Annotated in this window: 25 protein-coding genes and 1 pseudogene; 11 read left to right on the top strand and 15 right to left on the bottom strand. The window is 72.4% G+C overall.

Annotation, left to right across the window (positions count from 1 at the left end):
* Positions 1 to 195 (top strand): annotated as a pseudogene (locus ACFYXS_RS01540) (two-component sensor histidine kinase); the annotation flags it as partial.
* Complete coding sequence (locus ACFYXS_RS01535) at positions 192 to 881, top strand: response regulator (protein WP_389242593.1); 690 nt, start codon at positions 192 to 194, stop codon at positions 879 to 881. The pseudogene ACFYXS_RS01540 and the gene ACFYXS_RS01535, both read left to right, overlap by 4 nt.
* A gap of 33 nt (positions 882 to 914) precedes the next feature.
* Here the strand turns inward: ACFYXS_RS01535 and ACFYXS_RS01530 are convergent, their stop codons facing one another.
* Positions 915 to 1,277, bottom strand: a complete 363-nt coding sequence (locus ACFYXS_RS01530) for a DUF1304 domain-containing protein (protein ID WP_389242592.1) — start codon at positions 1,275 to 1,277, stop codon at positions 915 to 917.
* Positions 1,278 to 1,334: 57 nt separating this feature from the next.
* Between ACFYXS_RS01530 and recO the strand changes: the two genes are divergently transcribed.
* On the top strand, positions 1,335 to 2,081 hold the full coding sequence (gene recO, locus ACFYXS_RS01525) for a DNA repair protein RecO (protein WP_360906767.1): 747 nt from the start codon (positions 1,335 to 1,337) through the stop codon (positions 2,079 to 2,081).
* A gap of 26 nt (positions 2,082 to 2,107) precedes the next feature.
* Positions 2,108 to 2,950: an isoprenyl transferase gene (locus ACFYXS_RS01520; protein ID WP_389242591.1), complete on the top strand. Its 843-nt coding sequence runs from the start codon at positions 2,108 to 2,110 to the stop codon at positions 2,948 to 2,950.
* 45 nt (positions 2,951 to 2,995) lie between these two features.
* On the opposite strand, the gene ACFYXS_RS01515 is transcribed toward ACFYXS_RS01520, so the two are convergent.
* From ACFYXS_RS01515 to ACFYXS_RS01500, 4 genes are read right to left on the bottom strand one after another with little or no spacing between them, the layout of a single operon-like run.
* On the bottom strand, positions 2,996 to 3,424 hold the full coding sequence (locus tag ACFYXS_RS01515; protein ID WP_389242589.1) for a Fur family transcriptional regulator: 429 nt from the start codon (positions 3,422 to 3,424) through the stop codon (positions 2,996 to 2,998).
* Between the two features lie 56 nt (positions 3,425 to 3,480).
* On the bottom strand, positions 3,481 to 4,374 hold the full coding sequence (locus tag ACFYXS_RS01510) for a metal ABC transporter permease (protein ID WP_389242587.1): 894 nt from the start codon (positions 4,372 to 4,374) through the stop codon (positions 3,481 to 3,483).
* On the bottom strand, positions 4,374 to 5,135 hold the full coding sequence (locus tag ACFYXS_RS01505) for a metal ABC transporter ATP-binding protein (protein WP_389242585.1): 762 nt from the start codon (positions 5,133 to 5,135) through the stop codon (positions 4,374 to 4,376). The genes ACFYXS_RS01510 and ACFYXS_RS01505 overlap by 1 nt, the downstream gene beginning before the upstream one ends.
* 20 nt (positions 5,136 to 5,155) lie before the next feature.
* Positions 5,156 to 6,136, bottom strand: coding sequence for a metal ABC transporter substrate-binding protein (locus ACFYXS_RS01500; RefSeq protein ID WP_389242582.1), 981 nt, complete (start codon positions 6,134 to 6,136; stop codon positions 5,156 to 5,158).
* A 186-nt stretch (positions 6,137 to 6,322) separates the two neighbouring features.
* Here ACFYXS_RS01500 and ACFYXS_RS01495 point away from each other — a divergent pair, with 186 nt between their 5' ends.
* On the top strand, positions 6,323 to 7,705 hold the full coding sequence (locus ACFYXS_RS01495) for a glycine--tRNA ligase (protein ID WP_389242580.1): 1,383 nt from the start codon (positions 6,323 to 6,325) through the stop codon (positions 7,703 to 7,705).
* Positions 7,706 to 7,791: 86 nt separating this feature from the next.
* On the opposite strand, the gene ACFYXS_RS01490 is transcribed toward ACFYXS_RS01495, so the two are convergent.
* From ACFYXS_RS01490 to ACFYXS_RS01480, 3 genes are all read right to left on the bottom strand, one after another.
* Entirely contained in the window at positions 7,792 to 8,376 is a 585-nt protein-coding gene (locus ACFYXS_RS01490; RefSeq protein ID WP_389242578.1) for a TetR family transcriptional regulator, read from the bottom strand.
* Between the two features lie 34 nt (positions 8,377 to 8,410).
* A complete protein-coding gene (locus tag ACFYXS_RS01485) occupies positions 8,411 to 9,418 on the bottom strand; it encodes an aldo/keto reductase (RefSeq protein WP_389242576.1) in 1,008 nt (335 codons plus the stop codon).
* A 136-nt stretch (positions 9,419 to 9,554) separates the two neighbouring features.
* Positions 9,555 to 10,910 carry an MFS transporter gene (locus ACFYXS_RS01480; RefSeq protein WP_389243483.1) on the bottom strand — a complete coding sequence of 452 codons (1,356 nt, stop codon included), beginning with the start codon at positions 10,908 to 10,910 and terminating at the stop codon, positions 9,555 to 9,557.
* 297 nt (positions 10,911 to 11,207) lie between these two features.
* Between ACFYXS_RS01480 and ACFYXS_RS01475 the strand changes: the two genes are divergently transcribed.
* Entirely contained in the window at positions 11,208 to 12,089 is an 882-nt protein-coding gene (locus ACFYXS_RS01475) for a helix-turn-helix transcriptional regulator (protein WP_389242574.1), read from the top strand.
* A gap of 1 nt (position 12,090) precedes the next feature.
* On the opposite strand, the gene ACFYXS_RS01470 is transcribed toward ACFYXS_RS01475, so the two are convergent.
* From ACFYXS_RS01470 to ACFYXS_RS01460, 3 genes are read right to left on the bottom strand one after another with little or no spacing between them, the layout of a single operon-like run.
* A complete protein-coding gene (locus tag ACFYXS_RS01470; protein WP_389242572.1) occupies positions 12,091 to 12,666 on the bottom strand; it encodes an NADAR family protein in 576 nt (191 codons plus the stop codon).
* A 41-nt stretch (positions 12,667 to 12,707) separates the two neighbouring features.
* Positions 12,708 to 13,121: a MarR family winged helix-turn-helix transcriptional regulator gene (locus tag ACFYXS_RS01465; RefSeq protein ID WP_389242570.1), complete on the bottom strand. Its 414-nt coding sequence runs from the start codon at positions 13,119 to 13,121 to the stop codon at positions 12,708 to 12,710.
* Positions 13,118 to 14,530: an MFS transporter gene (locus ACFYXS_RS01460; RefSeq protein WP_389242567.1), complete on the bottom strand. Its 1,413-nt coding sequence runs from the start codon at positions 14,528 to 14,530 to the stop codon at positions 13,118 to 13,120. Before ACFYXS_RS01460 ends, ACFYXS_RS01465 begins: the two co-directional genes overlap by 4 nt.
* 120 nt (positions 14,531 to 14,650) lie before the next feature.
* On the opposite strand from ACFYXS_RS01460, the gene dusB reads away from it, so the two are divergent.
* The 3 genes from dusB (at position 14,651) to ACFYXS_RS01445 (ending at position 20,411) form a co-directional block, all read left to right on the top strand.
* Positions 14,651 to 15,802, top strand: coding sequence for a tRNA dihydrouridine synthase DusB (gene dusB / locus ACFYXS_RS01455; RefSeq protein ID WP_389242565.1), 1,152 nt, complete (start codon positions 14,651 to 14,653; stop codon positions 15,800 to 15,802).
* Between the two features lie 418 nt (positions 15,803 to 16,220).
* Positions 16,221 to 18,917, top strand: coding sequence for a pyruvate, phosphate dikinase (ppdK, locus tag ACFYXS_RS01450; RefSeq protein ID WP_389243481.1), 2,697 nt, complete (start codon positions 16,221 to 16,223; stop codon positions 18,915 to 18,917).
* A 132-nt stretch (positions 18,918 to 19,049) separates the two neighbouring features.
* Positions 19,050 to 20,411, top strand: coding sequence for an O-antigen ligase family protein (locus ACFYXS_RS01445; RefSeq protein ID WP_389242563.1), 1,362 nt, complete (start codon positions 19,050 to 19,052; stop codon positions 20,409 to 20,411).
* On the opposite strand, the gene ACFYXS_RS01440 is transcribed toward ACFYXS_RS01445, so the two are convergent.
* From ACFYXS_RS01440 to ACFYXS_RS01425, 4 genes are all read right to left on the bottom strand, one after another.
* Positions 20,380 to 21,237, bottom strand: a complete 858-nt coding sequence (locus tag ACFYXS_RS01440) for an SDR family NAD(P)-dependent oxidoreductase (protein ID WP_389242561.1) — start codon at positions 21,235 to 21,237, stop codon at positions 20,380 to 20,382. The two genes, ACFYXS_RS01445 and ACFYXS_RS01440, sit on opposite strands and share 32 nt — an antisense overlap.
* 29 nt (positions 21,238 to 21,266) lie before the next feature.
* Positions 21,267 to 21,464: an antitoxin gene (locus tag ACFYXS_RS01435; protein ID WP_389242559.1), complete on the bottom strand. Its 198-nt coding sequence runs from the start codon at positions 21,462 to 21,464 to the stop codon at positions 21,267 to 21,269.
* A 100-nt stretch (positions 21,465 to 21,564) separates the two neighbouring features.
* A complete protein-coding gene (locus ACFYXS_RS01430; protein WP_389242557.1) occupies positions 21,565 to 22,245 on the bottom strand; it encodes a PhzF family phenazine biosynthesis protein in 681 nt (226 codons plus the stop codon).
* Positions 22,242 to 22,910, bottom strand: coding sequence for a vancomycin high temperature exclusion protein (locus tag ACFYXS_RS01425; RefSeq protein WP_389243479.1), 669 nt, complete (start codon positions 22,908 to 22,910; stop codon positions 22,242 to 22,244). The genes ACFYXS_RS01430 and ACFYXS_RS01425 overlap by 4 nt, the downstream gene beginning before the upstream one ends.
* 80 nt (positions 22,911 to 22,990) lie before the next feature.
* Between ACFYXS_RS01425 and ACFYXS_RS01420 the strand changes: the two genes are divergently transcribed.
* Together ACFYXS_RS01420 and ACFYXS_RS01415 are read left to right on the top strand one after the other, a co-directional pair.
* Complete coding sequence (locus tag ACFYXS_RS01420) at positions 22,991 to 23,419, top strand: gamma-glutamylcyclotransferase family protein (protein WP_389243477.1); 429 nt, start codon at positions 22,991 to 22,993, stop codon at positions 23,417 to 23,419.
* 109 nt (positions 23,420 to 23,528) lie between these two features.
* On the top strand, positions 23,529 to 24,407 hold the full coding sequence (locus ACFYXS_RS01415) for a sirohydrochlorin chelatase (protein ID WP_389242555.1): 879 nt from the start codon (positions 23,529 to 23,531) through the stop codon (positions 24,405 to 24,407).
* Positions 24,408 to 24,412: the final 5 nt, after the last annotated feature.

Here is a 24,412-nt window from a genome sequence, read left to right as displayed (position 1 = left end):
CGTGGCGGCACGCTGACCGGGCGGCTGCCTTCCGGGGCGGTTCCCGGATGGCCGCGGTGTTCGCCGCCGACCGGAACGCCGGTCCGCGGGCCGGAGGTCGGATACGGACTTCGCGGCACGCTGAGCGCCGTCCCCCGCCGCGGGGGCGGGTTCCAGGTCGCCGCCGTCCTGCCGCTCACCGGGGGTGCCGCGTGATCCGGGTGCTGCTCGCCGACGACCAGACGCTGGTCCGTGAGGCCTTCGCGATGCTGGTGGAGTCCGCGCCGGACATGGCGGTGGTCGGCCACGCGTCCACCGGCCGGGAGGCCGTGGCCACCGCGCGTGCCTGCCGGGCGGACGTGGTCGTCATGGACATCCGCATGCCCGACCTCGACGGCATCGAGGCGACCCGGCTCATCGCGGCCGACGACGACCTCGCGGGGGTGCGCGTGCTGGTGCTCACCACGTACGACACCGACGACCACGTCGTCCCGGCGCTGCGCGCGGGCGCGAGCGGCTTCCTCGTAAAGGACACCCGCCCCGCCGAACTCCTCGACGCCATCCGCACGGTCGCCGCCGGCGAGGCGCTGCTCTCGCCCGGGCCCACGGCCCGCCTCATCGCCCGGGTGCTGCGCCTGCCGGACAGCCCGCGGCCCGGCGGCCCGGCCCCGGGGCGGACGGCCGCGCTCTCGGAACGCGAACGCCAGGTGCTCACCCTTGTCGCGCGCGGTCTGAACAACACCGAGATCGCCGAGGCGCTGGGCCTCAGCCCGCTCACGGCCAAGACCCACGTCAGCCGGATCATGGGCAAGCTGGGCGCCCGCGACCGCGCGCAGCTGGTGATCGCCGCCTACGAGTCGGGACTGGTCAGCCCCGGCGGCCCCGCGGGCACGGGCGGCTGATCGGGGTCGCCGCCGGGTGGTGATCGTGCGCGCTCAGTGCGCGGCCACGACCAGGGCCAGCGCGACGAGCGCCGGCACGGTCTGCACGAAGACGATGCGCCGGCTCGCGGTCGCCGCGCCGTACACTCCGGCCACCGCCACGCAGACCAGGAAGAACACCTTCGCCTGGAAGCCGACCGGGTCGGACGCCACCGCGCCCCACACCAGTCCGGCGGCCAGGAAGCCGTTGTAGAGGCCCTGGTTGGCCGCCAGGGCCTTGCTCTCCCGCGCGAACTCCTCGGTGGTGCCGAAGGAGCCGCGGGCGCGCGGCGTGGTCCACAGGAACATCTCGAGGACCAGGATGTAGACGTGCAGGGCCGCTATGAGCAGCACGGCGACGGTAGCGGTGATCGACATGGGCCGTAGCGTACGTCCCGTCCCGGGCGCCTCGCGCCGTGCGGGAGAATGGGCGCCATGAGTCTGTTCCGCGACGACGGCATCGTGCTGCGCACCCAGAAACTGGGTGAGGCGGACCGGATCATCACGCTGCTCACCCGCCGCCACGGCCGGGTGCGTGCGGTGGCCCGCGGAGTGCGGCGCACGAAGTCGAAGTTCGGCGCCCGGCTGGAGCCCTTCTCCCATGTGGACGTGCAGTTCTTCGCCCGCGGGGGAGAACTCGTCGGACGCGGGCTGCCGCTGTGCACGCAGGGCGAGACGATCACCCCGTACGGCAGCCGGATCGTCACCGACTACGCCCGCTACACCGCCGGCACCGCGATGCTGGAGACCGCCGAGCGCTTCACCGACCACGAGGGCGAACCGGCGGTGCAGCAGTACCTGCTCCTCGTCGGGGGCCTGCGCACCCTCGCCGGCGACGACCACGACCCGCGCCTGGTGCTCGACGCGTTCCTGCTGCGCTCCCTGGCGGTCAACGGCTACGCGCCCAGCTTCGGCGACTGCGCGAAGTGCGGGATGCCCGGACCGAATCGGTTCTTTTCGGTCGCCGCGGGAGGAGTCGTATGCGGCGAGTGCCGCCCGGCCGGAAGCGTCGTACCCTCACTGGAGTCCCTGGAACTCCTCGGGGCGCTGCTCGGCGGCGACTGGGAGACCGCGGACGCGTGCGAGCCGCGCCACTGCCGTGAGGGCAGCGGGTTGGTCGCCGCCTATCTGCAGTGGCATCTGGAGCGCGGGCTGCGCTCGCTGCGTTTCATCGACAAGTAGATACACATGAAGTGGAGAGCAGGCGCATGGCTGTACGCGGGATTCTGAGCCGCCCCCGACGCGAGTACCGGGCTCCCGACCCGCACCCGTCCGGCGCCCGGCCCCCCAAGATCCCAGGCGAGCTCGTCCCGCAGCACGTCGCCATCGTCATGGACGGCAACGGCCGCTGGGCCAAGGAGCGCGGCCTGCCCCGCACCGAGGGCCACAAGGTCGGCGAGACCGTCGTGCTCGACGTCCTCAAGGGCTGCCTTGAGATGGGGGTCAAGAACCTCTCCCTGTACGCCTTCTCCACCGAGAACTGGAAGCGCTCCCCCGAAGAGGTCCGCTTCCTGATGAACTTCAACCGCGACGTCATCCACCGCCGCCGCGACGAGATGCACGAGATGGGCATCCGCATCCGCTGGGCCGGGCGCATGCCGCGGCTGTGGAAGTCCGTGGTCAAGGAGCTCCAGGTCGCGGAGGAGATGACCCGCGACAACGACGCGATGACGCTGTACATGTGCGTCAACTACGGTGGGCGCGCGGAGATCGCGGACGCCGCGGCCGCGCTCGCGCAGGACATAAAGGCGGGTCGTCTCGACCCCTCCAAGGTCACCGAGAAGACCCTCGCGAAGTACATGTACCACCCGGACATGCCCGATGTGGACCTCTTCGTCCGCCCCTCCGGCGAGATGCGCACCTCCAACTTCCTGATCTGGCAGTCCGCCTACGCCGAGATGGTCTTCCAGGACGTGCTGTGGCCCGACTTCGACCGCCGTGACCTGTGGCGCGCCTGCCTGGAGTACGCCTCCCGCGACCGCCGCTTCGGCGGCGCGATCCCCAACGAGGAGATGGCGGACGACGACGGTACGGCGACCCCGCAGGCCTGACGGACGGGTGGCCGCGTTGCCGCGCTCTGGGGCCCGGGGAACCGCTCAGAGCGCGGCGGGGCCGCCGCCGCAGGAGGCGCAGTCGGCGCACGTGCCGAAGATCTCGACCGTGTGCGCGACATCGACGAAGCCGTGCTCGCCGGCGATGGCGTCGGCCCACTTCTCCACCGCGGGGCCCTCGACCTCGACGGCCTTGCCGCAGACGCGGCAGACGAGGTGGTGGTGGTGACCGCTGCTGCAGCGCCGGTAGACGGACTCGCCGTCGCCGGTGCGCAGGACGTCGATCTCGCCGGCGTCGGCGAGGGACTGCAGGGTGCGGTAGACCGTGGTGAGGCCCACCGAGTCACCCCGGTGCTTCAGGAAGTCGTGCAGTTCCTGTGCGCTGCGGAACTCGTCGGCCTCGGCGAGGGCCGCGGCCACGGCGGCGCGCTGCCGCGTCGAGCGGCCCTGTACGGGGGGCTTGGCGGTCGTCACCAGTGGCCTCCTTCTCGGTCGTTGTCCCGGTCCGACATTGTGCCAGTCCGGGGCTCTCAGACCCGAACGTCGTCATCGGCCGGGCGTGCTCCAGGTACCTCCAGGGTGCATCGTTCCGCGTCCTGCGCGGCCCTGCGAGCCCTCTTTTTCGCCAGTGGCGCGGACGCCAAGGTCAGGGCGACGAAGACACCGATGGCGAGCAGCACGATCGTCGCCCCGGAGGGCACGTCGACGTAGTACGAGGTGACCGTGCCGGAGAAGGCCACGGTCACGCCGATGCCCACCGCCAGGGCGAAGGTCGTCGCGAAGCTGCGGGTGATCTGCTGCGAGGCCGCCACCGGGATCACCATGAGCGCGCTCACCAGCAGCAGGCCGACGACCCGCATCGCCACGGTGACGGTGACCGCCGCGGTGACCGCGACCAGCAGGTTGAGCAGCCGCACCGGCAGCCCGGTGACGCGGGCGAACTCCTCGTCCTGGGAGACCGCGAAGAGCTGCCGCCGCAGGCCCAGGGTGACCAGCACGACGAAACCGGCCAGCACGCAGACGGCGGTGATGTCCTGCGAAGAGACGGTGGTGATCGAACCGAACAGATACGTCGTCAGGTTGGCGTTGGAGCCGTTCGGCGCGAGCGAGGTGAACATGACGCCGGCCGCCATGCCGCCGTAGAAGAGCATGGCCAGCGCGATGTCGCCGCGGGTGCGGCCGTACCAGCGGATCAGCTCCATCACGATGGCGCCGACGACGGACACGGCCGTGGCCATCCACACCGGGTTGGTGCTCAGCAGGAAACCCAGGCCCACGCCGGTCAGCGCGACATGGCCGATGCCGTCGCCCATCAGCGCCTGGCGGCGCTGGACGAGGAAGATGCCGATGGCGGGGGCGGTGATGCCGACCAGGACGGCCGCGATCAGGGCCCGCTGCATGAAGGCGTAGGAGAACAGCTCCATCAGAACAGCCCCGTCCGGATCGGCTCGGCCGCACGGTCGGCGTGCGGGTGGACATGGTCGTGGCCGGGCAGCGCGTGCTGGCCGCGCGCCTGCGGCGGCGGCCCGTCGTGGACGACGCAGCCGTCGCGCAGCACGACCGCGCGGTCGATGAGCGGCTCCAGCGGGCCGAGTTCGTGCAGGACGACCAGCACCGTGGTGCCGAGGCCCACCTGTTCGCGCAGGGTGCCCGCGAGCACCTCCTGGCTGGCGAGGTCGACGCCGGCCATCGGCTCGTCCATGATCAGCACTTCGGGCTCCACGGACAGCGCGCGGGCGATCAGCACGCGCTGGTGCTGGCCGCCGGACAGGGCGTTCACCGAGTCACCGGCCCGGTCGGCCATGCCGACCAGCTCCAGGGCGCGGTCGACGGCGGCCCGGTCGGCCCTGCGGGAGAACCCCATCCGGGTACGGGCCAGCCGCCCCGCGGTGACGACCTCGCGCACGGTCGCGGGCACCCCGGAGGCGGCCGTGGTGCGCTGCGGCACGTAGCCGATCCGCGCCCAGTCCCGGAAGCGGCGGTGCGGGGTGCCGAACAGCTCCAGCTCGCCGCCGGTGAGCGGCACCTGGCCGACCACGGCGCGCACCGCCGTGGACTTGCCCGAGCCGTTGGCGCCGAGCAGCGCCACGACCTCGCCGCGGCGCACGTTCAGGTCGACGCCGCGCAGTACCGGGCGCGAGCCGAGCGAGGCGGTCGCGCCCCGCAGCGATATGACCGTGTCCATGGCAGCCTCCGTCGTCGCGGTCACGTGGCGCCCAGCGCCGTCTGCAGGGCCGTGAGATTGGCGCGCTGGACCCCGAAGTAGTCGGAGCCGCGCGACCGGTCGGTGATCCCCTCGATCGGGTCGAGGACGTCGGTGCGCAGACCCAGGTCACCCGCGAGGGTCTTCGCGGTCCGGTCGCTGACGAGCGTCTCGAAGAACACCGTGCTCACGTGCTTGTCCTTGGCGAGGCCCTGGAGCGCCCGCATCCGGGCGGCGCTCGGCTCGGCCTCCGGGTCGATGCCGTTGACCGCCTCCTCCACCAGGCCGTAGCGCTCGGCGAGGTAGCCGAAGGCGGCGTGGGTGGTGAGGAAGGTGTCCGAGGTGCGGTTGCGCAGTCCGTCGGCGAACGCGGTGTTCAGCGCGTCCAGCTTCTTCACCAGCGCGTCGGTGTTCTTGGCGTACAGCGCCGCGTGGTCCGGGTCGGCCGCCGCGAGGGTGCGGCCGACGCCCTCGGCGACGGTCGCGTACTTCACGGGGTCGAGCCATATGTGGGGGTCGGCGCCGGCGTCCTCGTCGTGGGGCGGGCCGTCCTCGTCGGGGCCGGTGCCGGCGTGGTTGTCGCCGGTGGTGTGGTGCCGGCCGTCGACCTCGGTGCCGTGGTCCTCCAGCGCGGTGAGCGAGGCGGCGTCCACGACGTGCCGCACGCCGGACTGCGCGATGGCGTCGTCGACCGCGGGCTGCAGACCCTTGAGGTAGACGATCACGCCCGACTCGCCGAGTTCTCCGACCTGCCGGGGGGTGAGTTCGAGGTCGTGCGGCTCGGTGCCGGGCTTGGTGAGGCCGGTGACGCTGACGTGGCTGCCGCCGATCTGCTCCGCCAGGAACTGCATCGGGTAGAAGGACGCGGTCACCTTCAGGCGCCCGTCCGCGGTACGGGTGTCGCCCGCCGCGGTGGTGCACGCGGAGAGGGCGACGAGCCCGGCGACGGCCGCCATCGGCAGCAGCACACGACCTATGTTCATGACTCCCATTTTCAACAAAAATGGAAACGATTGTCAATTGAGCACAGTGTGATCACGATCGGCCCCCCGCGACGCGGAACCGATTTGATACCGCCCCCGTCGACGCCGGTAATCTGAGGTATTCGCCGGACCGAGCTCGCCCCCCGGCGGACCCCACCGACCGCTTCGTCGTCTGAAGAGAGCACCGTGGCCGCCGACAAGATCGACACCATCGTCAGCCTGAGCAAGCGCCGTGGCTTTGTTTTCCCCTGCAGCGAGATCTACGGCGGTCAGAAGGCCGCCTGGGACTACGGACCGCTGGGCGTGGAACTCAAGGAGAACATCAAGCGCCAGTGGTGGCGTGCGATGGTCACCTCGCGGGAGGACGTGGTCGGCATTGACTCCTCGGTGATTCTGGCCCGCGAGGTCTGGGAGGCCTCCGGCCACGTCGCCACGTTCACCGACCCGCTCACCGAGTGCACCTCCTGCCACAAGCGCTACCGCGCGGACCACCTGGAGGAGGCGTACGAGGCCAAGCACGGCCACCTGCCGGCCAACGGCCTCTCCGACATCAACTGCCCGAACTGCGGCAACAAGGGCGCGTTCACCGAGCCCAAGCAGTTCTCCGGGCTGCTCGCCACGCACCTGGGGCCGACCCAGGACTCCGGCTCGATCGCCTACCTGCGCCCCGAGACCGCCCAGGGCATCTTCACCAACTTCTCGCAGGTGCAGACGACCTCGCGCCGCAAGCCGCCCTTCGGCATCGCCCAGACCGGCAAGTCCTTCCGCAACGAGATCACGCCGGGCAACTTCATCTTCCGGACCCGTGAGTTCGAGCAGATGGAGATGGAGTTCTTCGTCAAGCCGGGCGAGGACGAGCAGTGGCAGGAGTACTGGATGCAGCAGCGCTGGGACTGGTACCTCGGTCTCGGCCTGCGCGAGGAGAACATCCGCTGGTACGAGCACGCCAAGGAGAAGCTCTCCCACTACTCCAAGCGCACCGTCGACATCGAGTACCGCTTCAACTTCGGCGGCACCGAGTTCTCCGAGCTGGAGGGCATCGCCAACCGCACGGACTACGACCTCAAGGCGCACAGCCAGGCCAGCGGCCAGGACCTGTCGTACTTCGACCAGGAGGCCGGCGAGCGCTACTTCCCGTACGTCATCGAGCCCGCGGCCGGTCTCAACCGCGCCATGCTCGCCTTCATGCTCGACGCCTACAACGAGGACGAGGCGCCGAACGCGAAGGGCGTGATGGAGAAGCGAACCGTCATGCGGCTCGACCCGCGCCTGGCCCCGGTCAAGGTCGCGGTGCTCCCGCTGTCCCGCAACCCGCAGCTCTCCCCGAAGGCCAAGGGGCTCGCCGCGGACCTGCGCCGGCACTGGAACATCGAGTTCGACGACGCCGGCGCCATCGGCCGCCGCTACCGCCGCCAGGACGAGATCGGCACGCCGTTCTGCGTCACCGTCGACTTCGACACCCTCGAGGACAACGCGGTGACGGTCCGCGAGCGCGACACCATGAAGCAGGAGCGCGTCTCGCTCGACCAGGTCGAGTCCTTCCTCGGCGGCCGTCTGCTCGGCTGCTAGTTTCCGGCTCGTACGGACGATGCGCGCGAAGGCGCCCGGTCACCCCCGAGGGGGGACCGGGCGCCTTCGCGTGGGTGCGCCGGCTTTCAGCACGCCAGGCCGCGCACGATCAGGTCGCAGACGGCGGTGAACGCGGCGTCGATGCCGGGGGCCGACCACTCGGCCGCGTAGGCCGGGTCGTGGAAGCGTCCGGAGGCGTCGAAGACCGCCCGCGCCGCCACCTCGGGGTTCCCGGCCGCGAAGTCGCCCGCGCCGGCGCCCTCCCGGATGATCCCGGACAGCTGCTCGACCAGGTCGCCGACATGGCGATCGATGACGGCACTCTGCTCCGCCGCCAGCACCATGTACGTCGCGAACAGCTCGGGGTCTCCACCCGCCTTGCGCCGCTTCGCCGCGAAGAGCGCCGCGAGCCAGGCCCGCAGCCGCTCCGGCGCGGGCACGCCGGTGTCCAGCGCTATCGCCGAGAGCTCCGCGTGCGACTGGTCCAGCCAGCGCTGGGTGACCGCCTCGCGCAGGGCCGCCTTCGTGCGGAAGTGCCGGTACACGCTCCCGTGGCTGACACCGAGCGCGCGGGCCACGTCGACCACGGTGGCCTTCGCGGGGCCGTAGCGCCGCAGCACGTCCTCCGTGGTCGCCAGGATGCGTTCGGCGGTCAGCGTCTCGGATGGCATGGTGGACATTCTCCCAGGGCCGGGGCGGTGGCCGTCAGTGCTCGCGCTCGCTGTCCAGGTGCTGCATCTGCGCCTCCGGGTAGCGACTGCCCGCCGCCGCGCCGGCCGGGACGGCGGCCTCGATGGCGGCGAGGTCGGCGCCGTCGAATCGGACGTCCAGCGCGCCGAGGGCCTCGGTCAGCCGTTCGCGGGTGCGGGAGCCGATCAGCGGCACGATGTCCTCGCCCTGGGCCAGCACCCAGGCGATGGCGGTCTGCGCGACGGAGACGCCCTTCTGCTCGGCGATCTTCCGCAGCGCGTCGACCAGCGCCAGGTTGTGCTCCAGGTTCTCGCCCTGGAAGCGCGGGCTCATCGACCGGAAGTCGTTCGCGGCGAGCTGCCGGTCGCGGGTGAAGTGGCCGCTGATCAGGCCGCGGGAGAGCACGCCGTAGGCCGTGATGCCGATGCCCAGCTCGCGGGCGGTCGGCAGGATGTCGTCCTCGATGCCGCGCGAGATCAGCGAGTACTCGATCTGCAGATCGCTGATGGGAGCCGTGGACGCGGCCCGCCGCAGCGTACCGGCGCCGACCTCGGAGAGGCCGATGTGGCGCACATGGCCGGCCTGCACGAGTTCCGCGATGGCGCCGACGGTCTCCTCGATCGGAACGGTGGGGTCGACCCGGGCGATCCGGTAGATGTCGATGTGGTCGGTGCCCAGGCGCTGCAGCGAGTAGGAGGCGAAGTTCTTCACCGCCGCCGGGCGGCCGTCGTAGCCGAACCACTCACCGCCGGGGCCGCGCAGGGCGCCGAACTTGACGCTGACGAGGGCCTTCTCGCGGTTGGCGCCGGCTGTGCGCAAGGCCTCGCCGATGAGCATCTCGTTGTGGCCCATGGCGTAGAAGTCGCCGGTGTCGATCAGGGTGACGTCCGCGTCGAGGGCGGCGTGGATCGTGGCGATGGACTCGGCGCGGTCGGCGTCGCCGTAGAGGGCGGACATACCCATGGCGCCGAGGCCCAGGGTGGAGACGGTCGGACCGGTGGTGCCTAGGGTGCGGTTCCGCATGGGGAGCAGCTCCTTGTTCGGATCAGGAGATCGCGTGATCGAGGGGTGCGCTGACGACAATGGCACAGGCACTGACAGATATCAATATCTGTCAGTGCCTGTGCCTGGGCCCGTCATGACCGCCGGACCGGGTGCCTCACCCCACGTGACGCGGCAGCCGCAGACTGAACAGCGCCGTGCCCAGGACGGCCACGAGCTGCACGACCAGCACGATGACCAGGGCGTCCCGCATCCCGTGCGCGGGGGCGAGGGAGAGGAAGAGGGTGCCGAGCGTGGCCACGCCCAGGGCGAGCGCGGACTGCTGCGCGGTCACCATGACGCCGCTGCCCACCCCGGCCCGGGAGGCCGGTACGTCGGCCAGCACCAGCCGGAACAGCACCGGCAGTTGCAGCCCCTGTCCGAAGCCCGCCAGCGCCAGCCCCGGCAGCAGCGCCCAGCCGCTCATCCCCCCGGCGTGCCACTCGCGGGCCACCGACACCGCCAGCACGGCGACACCGACCGCCTGCAGCACGCCGCCCGCGGTGACCACACGTCCCCCGTAGCGGATGACCAGCCGCGGCCCGGCCAGCGAGGCGATGAAGAAGGCCACCGCCATCGGCACCAGCGCGGCGCCGGCCTCCACCGGGCCGTACGCGAGGCCCTCCTGCAGCGCGACCGCGATGACGAACATGAAGCCGCCGAAGCCGATGGAGAACGGCAGCACCAGCGGCAGCGCCCTGCGCATGCCGGCCGAGCGGAACAGGCTCGGCGGCACCAGCGGGACCCGCCCCGCGCGGTCCGCCCGGCGCTCGACCAGGTAGAAGCCGATCGCGGCGAAGGGGAAGAGCAGCACCGACACCCACGTCCACACCGGCCACCCGGCGGCCCGGCCCTCGGTCAGCGGCGCGAGCAGCGTGATCAGGGACACCGCCAGCAGGAGCGTGCCGGGACGGTCCACGGGCGCCGGGTGCTCGGAGCGGGTCTCGGGCACGCTGCGCGCGGCGAGGAACAGGCCGATCACGGCGACCGGCACGTTCACCAGGAACACCGCGCGCCAGCCGGTGCCCGCGATGTCCGCGGCGACCAGGATGCCGCCGAGGATCTGGCCGGCGACCATCGACAGGCCCGCGGTGGCGCCGTACAGGCTCAGCGCCTTGGCCCGGCGGTGGCCGGAGGTGGCGGAGTGGATGGTGGCCAGCACCTGCGGCAGCATCAGCGCCGCCGACGCGCCCTGCGCGACGCGCGCGGCCACCAGCGTCCAGGCGTCCGGCGCCAGGCCGCAGGCGAGCGAGGTGAGGCCGAAGGCCGCCATACCGGCCAGGAAGAGCCGCCGGCGGCCGAAGGAGTCGCCGAGCCGGCCGCCGAGCACCAGCAGCACGGCGTACGCCACGCCGTAGCCGGCGACGACCAGCTCCAGCAGGGCCGCCCCGGCGTGCAGGTCGGACTCGATGGCGGGCAGGGCGACGTTGACGATGAAGAAGTCGATCAGCGGCAGCGCGGCACCCAGCAGCACGGTGAACAGGCCCAGCGGGCTGAGCGCGGGGGATGCGGGCGCGGTGGTGGAGGAGGCCTCGGGAGCGGCGGAGGGGGCGGGGGCGGAGGGGGCGGGGGCGACGGCGGTGCCGCCACCGAGACGGATCACCTGGGGCTTTACCCGGGCCCGGGAGGGCAGGCCGGTGGAGACGGAGAGGTCGTTTCGATCGGTCACGTATGCCACGATGGGCCCCTTTCCAAGGTGGTACCAGAGAGCGTTTATCCAGGTATCAGGACCACCTGGCAACGGGCTGGGTACATGGGGCACCCTGGAACCATGACGACGACCGCAGCAGCCCGGTTGGAGCTCGCCTCCTTCCTCCGCAGCCGCCGCGAGCGGATCCCCCCGGAGCAGGTCGGCCTGCCGCCCGGGCGCCGCCGGCGCACGCCGGGGCTGCGCCGCGAGGAGGTCGCGCAGCTCGCCGCGGTCGGGGTCACCTGGTACACGTGGCTGGAGCAGGCCCGGGAGATCCAGATCTCGGCCCAGGTGGCCGACGCCATCGCCCGCGCACTGATGCTCGACCCGAACGAGCGCACGCATCTGTTCCGGCTCGCGGGCGTCACCGACCCCAATCCGCGCGCCCAGTGCCCCGGTATGTCGGACCAGGTCCGCGAGATGCTCGGCAAGCTGGAGCCGCTGCCGGCCGCCGTCATCAACAGCCGCACCGACGTCATCGCCCACAACCGCACCTACGGGCGGCTGGTGGCCGACCTCGACGCGCTGCCCTTCGAGGACCGCAACCTCATGTGGCTGGTCTTCACCGACCCCGCCTGGCGGGTGGGCATGCCGGACTGGAAGGAGACCAGCCGGCTGATGGTCGCCAAGTACCGTGCGGCCATGGCCGAGCACCTTGCCGAGCCCGCCTGGAAGTCGCTGGTGAAGCGGCTGGAACAGGCGTCACCGGAGTTCCGCGCGCTCTGGGAGCGCCATGAGGTCCAGGAGCCGGAGAACCGCGCCAAGCGCTTCCTCAACCCTCGCGTGGGCCTGCTGACCTTCGATTTCACCCATCTGTGGCTCGGCCCCCGGCAGGGCCCGCGGCTGGTGACCTACACCCCGGCGGACGACCTCACCCGCGAGCGGGTGCAGCGGCTGTACGAACTGGTCACCGCCCCCGCCGTGACCGCGGCCGGGCCGCTGCCCGAACCCGTCCCCGCCTGACTCAGCCGAGCCGCGCCCTGGTCTCCATCAGGGCGAAGCCCAGCAGGTTCAGCCCGCGCCACTGCGCGGGGTCGGCCGCGCGTTCGTCGTCCGCGGCCAGGCCGATGCCCCATATGCGGTCGACCGGGCTGGCCTCGACGAGCACCCGCCGGCCCGTGCCCAGCAGATACTCGCGCAGTGCGGGGTCCTGCCCGAACTTGGCCGCATTGCCCTCCACGACCAGTTCCGAGCGCCGCTGTTCCCACGCCTGGCCGTCGAAACCGCGCACCTGGCGGCCCAGTCGCTTCGCCGCGTGCGGGTGCGGTGCGGCGAGGATCCTCGCCAGGGTCTCCCCGTCACCGAAGAGCCGGGCCTTGCCGGCCATCATCCAGTGCTCGGCGGTGGGGTACACGACGCCGTCGACGGAGAACTCCGAGGGCCACCACTGGCTCAGGCAGCCCGCGCCCACGCTGCCGTCCGCCTGCGGCCGGTGCCCCCAGAAGAACAGGTACTTCGCCCGCTTCCCCCGCGCCGTCAGCGCCACGAGGGCGTCGTGGTCGCGTACGTCGCCCGGCTCGGTGATCTGCGTCTGCGTCATGCCGCGACGGTAACGCGGGGGTCCGACAGCGGGCATCGCAATCACACGTCGAGCAGCCGTCCCAGCACGCGGTCCAGCAGGGCGAGCTCGTCCTGAGGCAGGGCCGCCAGCCCCGGCGGGGGCGTGCCGAGGATGCGCTCGGCCTCGGCGGCGGCGGCAGCGCCCGCCGCGGTGACCGCCACGACCTTGCGGCGGCGGTCGTCGGGGTGCGGGGTGCGGTCCACCAGGCCGCGCCGGGCGAGGTCGTCCACGACGATCGTGATGTAGGGGCGGTCCGTCATGAGGTCGGCGGCGAGCTCGCCCGGGGTGACGGGCGCGGCCGCGATCCGGCGCAGCGCCTTGATGCGGAAGAAGCTCATGCCGAGGGCGTCGGCCACCTCCCGGCGCCGCTCGTTGCGCTCGAGGACCAGGGTGCGCAGGTTGCGCCACACACGGGCGGGCGTCACGTCGTTCATCTGGCCCCCACCATTTCCCGGGGCTCGTCGGCCTGGAGGCGCTGCGCGGCCCGTGCCGCCGTGCCGGCCGCCCAGGGCCCGCTCGTCAGCCAGCCCAGTACCAGGACGACCACTCCGCAGCCCGTGATGATCCACCACGCCGTGATGTCCAGCCCGGCCGCCAGGGCCGCGCCGACGACGGCGACGCCCAGCGACTGGCCGACCTGACGGCTGGTGGAGGCCACGGCGGCGGCGACGCCGGCCTGGGAGCGCGGCATGCCGGAGACGGCGGTGTTGGTGATGGGGGCGTTGACGAAGCCGAAGCCGATGCCGAACAGCACGTACCCGGTGAAGAGCAGGACGTCCGAGGACTGGCCGTGCAGCGCGGCGAAGACCACCCCGCTCGCGGTCGTCGCCGTGCCGGCGAGCAGCAGGGGCAGCCGTGGTCCCCGGCTGCCGACCATGCGGCCGGACAGCGGGGCGAAGACGAGTGCCATGGCGGCCATCGGCAGCAGGTGCAGTCCGGCGTCCAGGGCGGACAGCTTGCGCACGTCCTGGAGGTACAGGGTGTTGAGGAAGAGGAAGCCGGCGAGCGCGGCGAAGGCGCTCACCGCTATCACCGTCGCCCCGCTGAAGGGCGCGCTGCGGAAGAAGCGCGGGTCGATCAGCGGTTCCTTGCGCCGTCGTTCGTAGCCGATCAGGACCGCCGCCGAGCACACCGCGACCACCAGGCAGCCGATGATGAGGGACGAGCCCCAGCCCGCCCCCGGCGCCTCGATGATCGCGTACGTCAGCGACCCGAGCAGGGTGATGATCAGCAACTGGCCGACGGGGTCGATCCGGCGGGGCCGGGGCGCCCGGGACTCGGGGACGAACAGGGCGGTCAGCACCAGGGCGAGGAAGCCGATGGGCAGGTTGATCCAGAAGACCGAGCGCCAGCCGATGGTCTCCACCAGCGCGCCGCCGATGATCGGGCCGGCCGCCATGCTGATGCCGACGACGCCGCCCCACACGCCGATGGCCCGGGCCCGCTCGCGCGGGTCGGTGAAGACATTGGTGATGATCGACATCGCGACGGGGTTGAGCATCGAGCCGCCGATCGCCTGCAGCATGCGGAAGATCACCAGCCACTCCAGGCTGGGCGCGATGCTGCACAGGCCGGAGGCCACCGTGAAGATCACCAGCCCGAGGCGGAAGATCCTGCGCCGCCCGATGCGGTCCGCGGTCGAACCGGAGAGCATCAGGAACGAGGCCAGCACCAGGGTGTAGGCGTCGATCGTCCACTGCAGTCCGGAGATCGAGGCGTGCAGATCGGTGCGCATGGACGGCAGCGCCACGTTGAGGATCGTGTTGTCGAGGCTGACGATGAGCAGACTCATGCAGCAAATGGCCAGCACCAGCAGACGCCTGCGGTGGCTGAGCTCCGGCATCGGTACCCCGTCCGCTCCGCCGGGGCTCCGGCCCCGGACTTTGGTTGTACTTGTGTAACCATTTCAATCTACACCCACTCCGTGCGCCCGGTCGTCCGCGGATGGGCGAGAATGGGGCCCATGACTGCAGACGCCATCACCGCCCCATCGCTCACGATCGGCCCGCACACCGTGTGGCCGCCTGTGGTGCTGGCGCCGATGGCGGGCATCACCAACGCCCCATTCCGGACGCTGTGCCGGGAGTTCTCCGGCGGCAAGGGGCTGTTCGTCTCCGAGATGATCACCACCCGGGCGCTCGTCGAGCGCAATGAGAAGACCATGCAGCTCATCCACTTCGACAAGAGCGAGAACCCCCGCTCGATCCAGCTGTACGGGGTGGACCCGGTGATCGTCGGCAAGGCGGTCCGGATGATCGTCGACGAGGACCTGGCCGACCACATCGACCTGAACTTCGGCTGCCCGGTGCCGAAGGTGACCCGCAAGGGCGGCGGTGCGGCCCTGCCGTACAAGCGCAACCTGTTCCGCTCGATCCTGCGCGAGGCCGTCGCCAACGCGGGCGACCTGCCGGTCACCATCAAGATGCGCACGGGCATCGACGAGGACCACGTCACCTACCTGGACGCGGGCCGCATCGCCGTCGAGGAGGGCATCGCCGCCGTCGCGCTGCACGGCAGGTCGCTCGCCCAGCACTACGGCGGCTCGGCCGACTGGGAGGCGGTCGCCCGTCTGAAGGAGCACGTCCCGGAGATCCCCGTGCTCGGCAACGGCGACATCTGGAGCGCCGAGGACGCGGTCCGGCTGATGCGCGAGACCGGTTGCGACGGCGTGGTCGTGGGCCGCGCCTGCCTGGGCCGGCCCTGGCTGTTCGGCGACTTCGTCGCCGCGTTCGAGGGCGACGGCGACCTGGCCACCCCGGCACTGCGCGAGGTCGCGGGGGTGATGCGGCGCCACGCCGAACTGCTGGGGGAGTGGCTGGGCGACGAGGAGCGCGGCGTGATCGACTTCCGCAAGCACGTGGCCTGGTACACCAAGGGCTTCTCGGTCGGCTCCGAGATGCGCCGCAAGCTCGCCATGGCGTCCTCCCTGGCCGAGCTCGACGCCCACCTCGACGGCCTCGAGCTCGACCAGGAATGGCCGGATGGCGCCGAAGGCCCGCGCGGCCGTACGGCGGCGGGCAAGCGCGTCGCGCTCCCGGACGGCTGGCTGGAGGACCCGTACGACTGCTCGGTGGTCGTCGACGCGGACGCGGAATCGGACACTTCCGGCGGCTGAGGGCATTCCGCGCGGCCGCGAGGGTGCCCTCGGGGCCTGACGCGGCGTCGGAGCGGCGAGTGATTCTCGCCACGTCTGATAGGGGCATTGCTCAGATGAGCGTGCCGAGTGTCACATCACCTCTCTTAGGGGTGGCACTGGGTGCCATCGTTGTCGTCGCCATCCGATCAAGCCATCCCTCGCATGGAGTAACAGAAACCGCCCGTCGTGATCACATGGCGGCATCATGTGTTCGAGGATTGAATGCATCCGATGCCCGCCCGAACCGGTCCCGGCGCTTTCGATCTATCGGCCGATGGGTGGTTACAGCCGTGTGACCTGGTGATGGACGTACTGCAGCGCCTTCGAGATGGGTACGCTCCCCGCCGTCAGGGCATCCCGGCCGCGAGGAGCGAGTCCCGTGTCGGAAGAACAAGAAATCCAGAAGTTCGTCTACGACTTCACCGAGGGCAACAAGGACCTCAAGGACCTTCTCGGCGGCAAGGGCGCCAACCTCGCCGAGATGACCAACCTCGGCCTGCCCGTCCCTCCGGGCTTCACGATCACCACCGAGGCCTGCAAGGTCTATCTCGACTCCGGCGTGGAGCCCGCGGCCCTGCGCGACGAGGTGAGTGCGCACCTCGCCGCGCTGGAACAGCGGATGGGCAAGAAACTCGGCCAGCCGGACAACCCTCTTCTGGTCTCCGTGCGCTCCGGGGCGAAGTTCAGCATGCCGGGCATGATGGACACCGTCCTCAACATCGGCCTGTCCGACGACTCCGTGGCCGGGCTCGCGGCGCAGGCCGGCGACGAACGCTTCGCCTGGGACTCCTACCGCCGCCTGATCCAGATGTTCGGCAAGACCGTGCTGGGCGTGGACGGCGACCGCTTCGAGGAGGCCCTGGAGGACGCCAAGCGCGCCAAGGGCACCCACAACGACCTCGACCTGGACGCCGGCGACCTGCGGGGCCTGGTCGAGCAGTTCAAGGCCGTCGTGTCCAAGGAGACCGGCCGGGACTTCCCGCAGGAGCCCCGCGAGCAGATGGACATGGCCGTGCGGGCCGTCTTCGACTCGTGGAACGGCGAGCGCGCCAAGCTCTACCGCCGCCAGGAGCGCATCCCCGGCGACCTCGGCACGGCCGTCAACATCTGCTCCATGGTCTTCGGCAACCTCGGCCCCGACTCCGGCACCGGCGTCGCCTTCACCCGCGACCCCGCCACCGGCCACCAGGGCGTGTACGGCGACTACCTGTGCAACGCGCAGGGCGAGGACGTCGTCGCGGGCATCCGCAACACCGTCCCGCTCGCCGAGCTGGAGCAGCTCGACAAGGCCTCCTACGACCAGCTGATGCAGATCATGGAGACCCTCGAGACGCACTACAAGGACCTGTGCGACATCGAGTTCACCATCGAGCGCGGCAAGCTGTGGATGCTGCAGACCCGCGTCGGCAAGCGCACCGCGGCCGCCGCCTTCCGGATCGCCACCCAGCTGGTGGACCAGGGGCTCATCGACGAGGCGGAGGCCCTGCAGCGGGTCAACGGCGCTCAGCTGGCGCAGCTGATGTTCCCGCGCTTCGACGAGAAGGCGAAGTCCGAGCGGATCGGCTGGGGCATCGCCGCCTCGCCGGGCGCGGCGGTCGGCAAGGCCGTCTTCGACTCGTACACCGCGGTGAAGTGGTCGCGCTCCGGCGAGAAGGTCATCCTCATCCGCCGTGAGACCAACCCCGACGACCTCAACGGCATGATCGCCGCCGAGGGCATCCTCACCTCGCGCGGCGGCAAGACCTCGCACGCCGCCGTCGTCGCCCGCGGCATGGGCAAGACCTGCGTCTGCGGCGCCGAGGAGCTGGAGGTCGACACCAAGCGACGGCGGATGACCGCGCCGGGCGGGATCGTCGTGGAGGAGGGCGACGTCGTCTCCATCGACGGCTCCTCCGGCAAGGTCTACCTCGGCACCGTCCCGGTCGTGCCGTCCCCGGTCGTGGAGTACTTCGAGGGCCGGATGCACGCGGGCGCCGACGACGCCGACGAGCTCGTGCAGGCGGTGCACCGGATCATGGCCTACGCCGACCGGGTCCGCCGGCTGCGGGTGCGCGCCAACGCCGACAACGCCGAGGACGCCTCGCGCGCCCGCCGCTTCGGGGCCCAGGGCATCGGCCTGTGCCGTACCGAGCACATGTTCCTCGGCGAGCGCCGCGAGCTCGTCGAGCGGCTGATCCTCGCCGACACCGACACCGAGCGCGACGAGGCGCTGGAAGCCCTGCTGCCGCTCCAGAGGTCCGACTTCGTCGAGCTCCTCGAGGCGATGGACGGTCTGCCGGTCACCGTGCGCCTGCTCGACCCGCCGCTGCACGAGTTCCTGCCCGACATCACCGAACTGTCGGTGCGCGTCGCGCTCGCCGAGTCCCGCAAGGACGCCAACGAGAACGACCTGCGGCTGCTCCAGGCGGTCCACAAGCTGCACGAGCAGAACCCGATGCTGGGCCTGCGCGGGGTACGCCTCGGCCTGGTCATCCCCGGCCTGTTCGCGATGCAGGTGCGGGCCATCGCCGAGGCCGCCGCGGAGCGCAAGAACGTCAAGGGCGACCCGCGGGCCGAGATCATGATCCCGCTGGTGGGCACCGTCCAGGAGCTGGAGATCGTCCGGGACGAGGCCGAGTCGGTCATCGCCGAGGTCGAGGCCGCCACCGGCACCGAACTGGGGCTCGCGCTCGGCACGATGATCGAGCTGCCCCGGGCGGCCCTGACCGCCGCGCAGATCGCCGAGGCCGCGGAGTTCTTCTCCTTCGGCACCAACGACCTGACCCAGACCGTGTGGGGCTTCTCCCGCGACGACGTGGAGGCGAGCTTCTTCACGGCGTACCTGGAGAAGGGCATCTTCGGCGTCTCCCCGTTCGAGACGATCGACCGCGACGGCGTCGGCTCGCTGGTGAAGTCCGCCGCCGAGGCCGGCCGGGCCACCCGCCCCGGCCTCAAGCTGGGCGTCTGCGGCGAGCACGGCGGAGACCCCGAGTCCGTCCACTTCTTCCACGAGGTGGGCCTGGACTACGTCTCCTGCTCCCCGTTCCGCATCCCCGTCGCCCGCCTGGAGGCGGGCCGGGCCGCGGCGCAGAACAGGGGCAACGGCAGCCGGTAACCACCCCGGCGCCCATGGACCATCTCCCTCCCTCACCGGGGGCGGCACCTTGTGCGAAGGTGCCGCCCCCGCTTTCCCGCTGTTCGTCCCGCGGTCACCGGGCCGTCCGGTTCCGCCGTCAGGGTGGGCCGCATGGCAGCTCCCCGGCCCCTGCACGGGCTCCTCCAGGCCGTGCCGCTCATCGTGCTCGCGATCGTCCTGCTGGACTCCGCGACCGACTTCTTCCCGGACGACCCGCTGACCGGCGTCGTCACCCCCGTTCGCCTCGCGCTCGGCCTCGGCCTGGTGGCACTCGTGGCCGGCGGCGCCCGGCTGAGCAGCTTCCGCACCCGGCTGGACCTGCCCGTCCTGGTCCTGCTGGGCGCCGCCGCGGTGACCACCTACCTGGGCGGGCACCCCACCGCCCCGCTGCGGGGACTGCTGACCACGGTCGTGTGCTTCTACCTCGTCGTCGGGCTGCGGCGCACGCAGCCCGAGTCGTGGCGGGCCTTCGGGCTGCTGGCGCTGGTCTGCGTCGCGGCGGCGGCCCTGGCGGCGTTCACCCAGGTCACCAATGACGTGCCGACGGGCTTCTGCCGCACCGGGCTGCTCACCGACGTGCGCTGCGGCTCCGGCGGCCCCGGGGTGCTGACCCGGGCCGTGGGCACCTTCTCCAACCCGAACCTGCTGTCGGCCTTCCTCGTCCTGCTCACCCCGCTCCTGCTGCTCGCCGTCGTGGCGGTCGGCGAGCGCACCGCGCGGACCGCGGTCACCCTGGTGGCGGTGACGGCGTACGGGGCCGTGCTGACCACGTACTCACGTGCCGGGTACATGGCCGCCGTCGCGGGTCTGCTGGTGCTGGCCGGCGCCTTCTGGATCGCGCCCCGCCTCGACCGGACCCAGCGCCGGGTGGCGACCGGCGCGGGCGTGCTGGTACTGCTGGGGGCCGGTGCGGCGATCTGGGCGGCGTCGCGGGCCGGCAACTCGCTCGGCGTGCGCGGGCAGGCCTGGGAGGCCGCGTTGCGGGTCGCCTCCCACAACCCGCTGGGTGTCGGGCTCGGGCGGGCGGGCGCGGTCGTCTCCGCGGCCGTCCCGGGCGACCGGACCTTCGTGCACACCCACAACATGTGGCTGAACTGGCTGGTGGAGACCGGCCCGCTCGGGCTGCTGGGCATGCTCGGCATCACGGTGGTGGCCCTGCTGAGCGCGGCCCGTGCCGCCCGTGAGAAGTCGGTGATCGGCACGGCCGGACTCGCCGCGCTCACCGGGTTCTTCCTGAGCGGGATGATGGACCACCCCGCCAACCAGGACCGGATCGCCACGCTGTTCTGGCTCGTGCTGGGACTCGTCATGGCCGAGGTGCCCGCCCGCTGGCGCCGCCCCGCCGCGTCGGCCCCGGTCGTGCGCCCGACCGCTCTGCCCGCTCCCCGGCACGGTGCCCCGCGGCCCGTCCCCGGCCGCCGGGAGGCACCCGTGCCCGCCCTCACGCGACGGGTGGGACCAGCGGGTAGCTGACGCCCGTCAGTTGCCCGGAGGCAGCCCGCAGCATCCCGCCCGAGCGGTCGTCGAGGGTCCACCGGGCGCGCCAGGACGGGGCGGGCGAGCCGCGCCGGCCCTGGAGGCGCGGGCCCGTGAACGAGTCGGGCCGGACCCCGGGCGCCGTGGCGGCGTACAGCAGCGGCGGCGCGCCCGCCTCCGCGGACTGGCCGACGACACGGTTGGCGGCGCCGATCAGCCGCTCGGCGACCCGGCGGTTCTCCATGCGGACGCCCCGGGTCCGCAGATTCGTGCGGGCGTACCCCGGGTGCGCCGCCGCGGCCACGGTGTCGGCGCCCACGGCGGCCGGACGCCGCGCGAGTTCGTGGACGAAGAGCAGGTTCGCGCTCCTGGAACGCGCGTAGGCGATCCAACGGCGGTATCCGGGCTCGCTGTTGTGATCGCCGAGGTCCACGTCGGCCATCGCGCGCAGCACGCTGGAGACGGTGACCACGCGCGCGCCGGGGATGTCCAGCAGGTGCGGCATCAACAGGCCGGTGAGGGCGAAGGGGCCGAGGTGCTTCACGCCCATCCGCGACTGGAAGCCGTCGGGGGTGGTGCGGTGCGGCGGCGCCGTCACGCCCGCGTTGCCGACCAGCAGGTCCAGCCGGTCGGCGTCGTACTCCTTGGCGAAGGCACGCACCGTGGACAGGTCGCCGAGGTCCAGGTGGCCGCTGCGGCTGGCGAGCAGCGCGCGGGCGCCGGCCGCGGGCCGGTTCGGTTCGCGTGCGGTGCAGTGACCGATGCCGCTGGTCGCGCCGGCGACGACGGCGGTGCGGCCCGGCGCGGGGCCGCCGCGCGCCACCGGAAGCGGGCGCGGCGGCCCCGCCGGCGTCAGGAGTGGGGAGGCCGGTTCTCGCCCGAGTCGCCCGTGCCGTACTCGTCGCTCAGCTTGTCCTGGGCGGTGTCGACCTGGCGCTGGTACTTGCCGCCGGTCCTCTCGTCGAGCGTGTCGCCACCCTTGTCGATGCCCTTCTGGGCCTGACTCTCGTGGCCCTTCAGCTTGGCCTTGATCTTGTCCAACATGGACATCGCTGTCCTCCTTGCCGTGAGGTGGGACTCCTCCCAGCATCACCGCCCCGCTGAAGATCCGCATCCGGAGCCCCGCCCAATGCCGCAGGTGGGGAGCGGTTCAGCGGGCCCGGACCACCCGGCCGCCGATGTCCACGGTGCCGCCCGGGCGGACGCGGGTGAGGATCTGCGAACCGGTGCCCTGACGCACGTCCAGCGACCGCCGGAGCTCGTCGCTGAGCACCAGGGCGGCCGCCCCGGTCGCCTCGTCCTCCACGATGCCGTCCCCGCGGCGCGGGAACGCCCGTGCCCTCACGCGCCCCTGGGCCTCGTCGTCCCACGCCCACGCGTACAGCCAGCCCTCACCCGGTGGCGGGGAAGGCAGCGCGTCGACCTCCGCCGGTGAGCGGTACTCCTGCGTCCGCCGCCCCGACGCCCACTCCGCCCGCCCCCGCACCCAGGTGAACGGGCCCTGCGTCCAGGCCCTCACCTCGCCCGCGGGCGGCCGCAGCACCTCGGCGCCCAGCAGCCAGGCCGTCCCCACCGTGGGGTGTCCCGCGAACGGCAGCCGCACGCTCGGCGTCCAGATGTCGATCACGCCGCGCTCCGCGTCGTCCACGAACACCGTCTCGCTGTAGCCGAGTTCCGCGGCCAGTGCCTGCCGCGCCGCCGCTCCCGGCACCGCCGCACCGTCCCGTACGACGCCCAGCGAGTTCCCGCCCCGCCCGTCCGGCCCGACGAAGACCCGCAGCACCTCGACACCGGCCGCGGACGGCACCGGGCCCGGATCGCGGGCGCTCATCGCAGTGCCTGCGTGATGCCGTGCTCCCGGGGCCCGAGGAAGTGCGGGTCCGGGGTGAGGGCGGCGTCGACGGCGGCCTTGGCGGCGCCGGCGATCTCGCGGGCCCCGCCGTAGTACCAGGTGACGTCGTGGGGTTCGTCCACGCCGATCCCGTAGGCGTCGATCCCCGCGGCGTGGCACAGCGCGAGCGCGCGGCGGATGTGGAAGTCCTGGCTGACCAGGAGCGCGTGGTCGACGCCGAAGATGCGCTTGGCGCGGGCGCAGGAGTCCCAGGTGTCGAAGCCGGCGTAGTCCAGGACGACCTTCGCGCGGGGGACGCCGTGCGCGCCGAGGTAGTCCCGCATGGCGGTCGGCTCGTCGTAGTCGGTGCGGCTGTTGTCGCCGGTGACGAGGACCGCCCGCACCTTCCCGGCGGAGTACAGCGCCGAGGCGGCGTCGAGCCGGTGGGCCAGGTACGGCGACGGCTCGCCGTTCCACAGCCCGGCGCCGAAGACGACCGCGACCGGTTCGGCGGGCGCGTCGGCCAGGGTGCGGACCCGTGGGTCCGCGGTCAGCCGGAGCCATGTGGCGGGCAGCAGCGCCAGTACGCACAGCGCCACCGCGACGCGCAGCAACCGCCGCCTGCCCCGTCTGGAGCTGGGCAGGCGCGCCGCCACGGCCCTCACTCCCGCCACAGCCGTCCGTGTCCTCCCGCGCAATCGCTTCACTCCCGAGTCGACGCCGCCCACGTCCCTGCGGTTCCATGATGATCGTGCGCGACGACCACTCCCGCCTCCCGTTCTTCGTGTACGGGACCCTGCGGCCCGGCGAGATCAACCACTCCTGGCTGCTGCGCGGCCGCATCGTCACCGAGACCCCGGCGGTCCTGCACGGTGCCCTGCTCTTCGACGGGCCGGGCTACCCGTACGCCGTGCCCGACGCGCGCGGCCACGTCCAGGGCGACGTCGTGCAGCCCCTCGACGACCTCTACGAGGACGTCCTCGCCGACCTCGACCGCCTGGAGGAGTACACCCCCGGCGCGGCCGGCAACCTCTACGAGCGCGTGGTCCGCGACGTCCGCACCTACGCCGGCCAGACCGTCCCCGCCTGGGTGTACCTTGCCGCGCCCGCTCACGAACGGGACCTGCGCGCCTCCGGCCGGCCCATCCACGGCGGTGACTGGAAGCACCGCTGACCCCGCACGCCGCACAGGATCGTCGCAGGTGGACGGTGGACGGGGCGGCGGAATCCAGTCGTCATGTGCGGGCAACGGCACGGCAACCCCGCGTGGGCACACTCGCTGCATGACGGCACTGGAACCACCGCTCCACGGCGCTGAAGGACCGGACCGTTTCGACAGCACGGGACAGCTCCTGGCGCTGATCACCGCGCAGCTCAGCAGCCAGTTGTCGCGGGTGACGCTGAACGGGGCCGGGCGGCCCCCGGTACTGGTGCTCGTCGCGCACGGCGGCCGCGACCCCGGGGCGCTGCGGACGGCGCACGCACTGACGGACGCGGTCAGGGCGCTGCGGCCCGGACTCACGGTGCGCCTCGGCCATCTGGAGTTCGACGAGCCGCTGCTCGACGACACCCTCGCCGCGCTGCGCGGGGACGCCGTGCTGGTCCCGCTCATGCCGGCGCACGGCCACCACGCCGCCGCCGGCATCCCGCGGGCGCTGGCCCGCGCCGCGCACCTGGGCGGCCGGATCGCCGCGCCGCTCGGACCGCACGCACTGCTGGCGGAGGCGCTGCACGACCGGCTGACCGAGGCCGGCTGGCGCGTCCCGCGGCCGGCGGACACGCACCGTGCGGCGGTCGTGCTGGCCGCCGCCGGGTCGCGCGACCCGCGGTCGGCGCGGGACACCGCCCGCACCGCGGCCCTGCTGCAGGCACGGCTGGGCGGCGGTGTCCCCGTGGTCCCGGCGTACGCGACGGCCGGGCCCGGTGTCGCCGACGCCGTCCGCGAACTGGCCGCGGCCGGCCGTCACGACGTCGCCGTCGCCTCCTGCTTCGCCGCGCCCGGCCGGCACGCCACCGCCGCAGCGGCCGCGGCCCCCGGCATCGCCGCCGCGCCGCTGGGCGCCCACCCGTCCGTGGCGGCGCTGGTGCTGCACCGCTACGACCGGGCGCTGTCCGCCGCCGGCGGCCCCGTCGCCACCACGCCCCGGCTGGCCACCGCGTAGTCACC

It is taken from the genome of Streptomyces sp. NPDC002574 (assembly GCF_042889545.1).
GTDB lineage: Bacteria > Actinomycetota > Actinomycetes > Streptomycetales > Streptomycetaceae > Actinacidiphila.
The sequence above is the reverse complement of the archived record's forward strand: the minus strand, read 5'-3'. Positions and strand labels throughout refer to the sequence as shown.

Excerpts from the sequence above, each read along its gene's own strand:
- ACFYXS_RS01530 (WP_389242592.1), bottom strand. The coding sequence starts at position 1,277 with ATGTCGATCACCGCTACCGTCGCCGTGCTGCTCATAGCGGCCCTGCAC.
- recO (WP_360906767.1), top strand. The coding sequence starts at position 1,335 with ATGAGTCTGTTCCGCGACGACGGCATCGTGCTGCGCACCCAGAAACTG.
- ACFYXS_RS01520 (WP_389242591.1), top strand. The coding sequence starts at position 2,108 with ATGGCTGTACGCGGGATTCTGAGCCGCCCCCGACGCGAGTACCGGGCT.
- ACFYXS_RS01510 (WP_389242587.1), bottom strand. The coding sequence starts at position 4,374 with ATGGAGCTGTTCTCCTACGCCTTCATGCAGCGGGCCCTGATCGCGGCC.
- ACFYXS_RS01505 (WP_389242585.1), bottom strand. The coding sequence starts at position 5,135 with ATGGACACGGTCATATCGCTGCGGGGCGCGACCGCCTCGCTCGGCTCG.
- ACFYXS_RS01500 (WP_389242582.1), bottom strand. The coding sequence starts at position 6,136 with ATGAACATAGGTCGTGTGCTGCTGCCGATGGCGGCCGTCGCCGGGCTC.
- ACFYXS_RS01490 (WP_389242578.1), bottom strand. The coding sequence starts at position 8,376 with ATGCCATCCGAGACGCTGACCGCCGAACGCATCCTGGCGACCACGGAG.
- ACFYXS_RS01485 (WP_389242576.1), bottom strand. The coding sequence starts at position 9,418 with ATGCGGAACCGCACCCTAGGCACCACCGGTCCGACCGTCTCCACCCTG.
- ACFYXS_RS01475 (WP_389242574.1), top strand. The coding sequence starts at position 11,208 with ATGACGACGACCGCAGCAGCCCGGTTGGAGCTCGCCTCCTTCCTCCGC.
- ACFYXS_RS01470 (WP_389242572.1), bottom strand. The coding sequence starts at position 12,666 with ATGACGCAGACGCAGATCACCGAGCCGGGCGACGTACGCGACCACGAC.
- ACFYXS_RS01465 (WP_389242570.1), bottom strand. The coding sequence starts at position 13,121 with ATGAACGACGTGACGCCCGCCCGTGTGTGGCGCAACCTGCGCACCCTG.
- ACFYXS_RS01460 (WP_389242567.1), bottom strand. The coding sequence starts at position 14,530 with ATGCCGGAGCTCAGCCACCGCAGGCGTCTGCTGGTGCTGGCCATTTGC.
- dusB (WP_389242565.1), top strand. The coding sequence starts at position 14,651 with ATGACTGCAGACGCCATCACCGCCCCATCGCTCACGATCGGCCCGCAC.
- ACFYXS_RS01445 (WP_389242563.1), top strand. The coding sequence starts at position 19,050 with ATGGCAGCTCCCCGGCCCCTGCACGGGCTCCTCCAGGCCGTGCCGCTC.
- ACFYXS_RS01435 (WP_389242559.1), bottom strand. The coding sequence starts at position 21,464 with ATGTCCATGTTGGACAAGATCAAGGCCAAGCTGAAGGGCCACGAGAGT.
- ACFYXS_RS01430 (WP_389242557.1), bottom strand. The coding sequence starts at position 22,245 with ATGAGCGCCCGCGATCCGGGCCCGGTGCCGTCCGCGGCCGGTGTCGAG.
- ACFYXS_RS01420 (WP_389243477.1), top strand. The coding sequence starts at position 22,991 with ATGATCGTGCGCGACGACCACTCCCGCCTCCCGTTCTTCGTGTACGGG.
- ACFYXS_RS01415 (WP_389242555.1), top strand. The coding sequence starts at position 23,529 with ATGACGGCACTGGAACCACCGCTCCACGGCGCTGAAGGACCGGACCGT.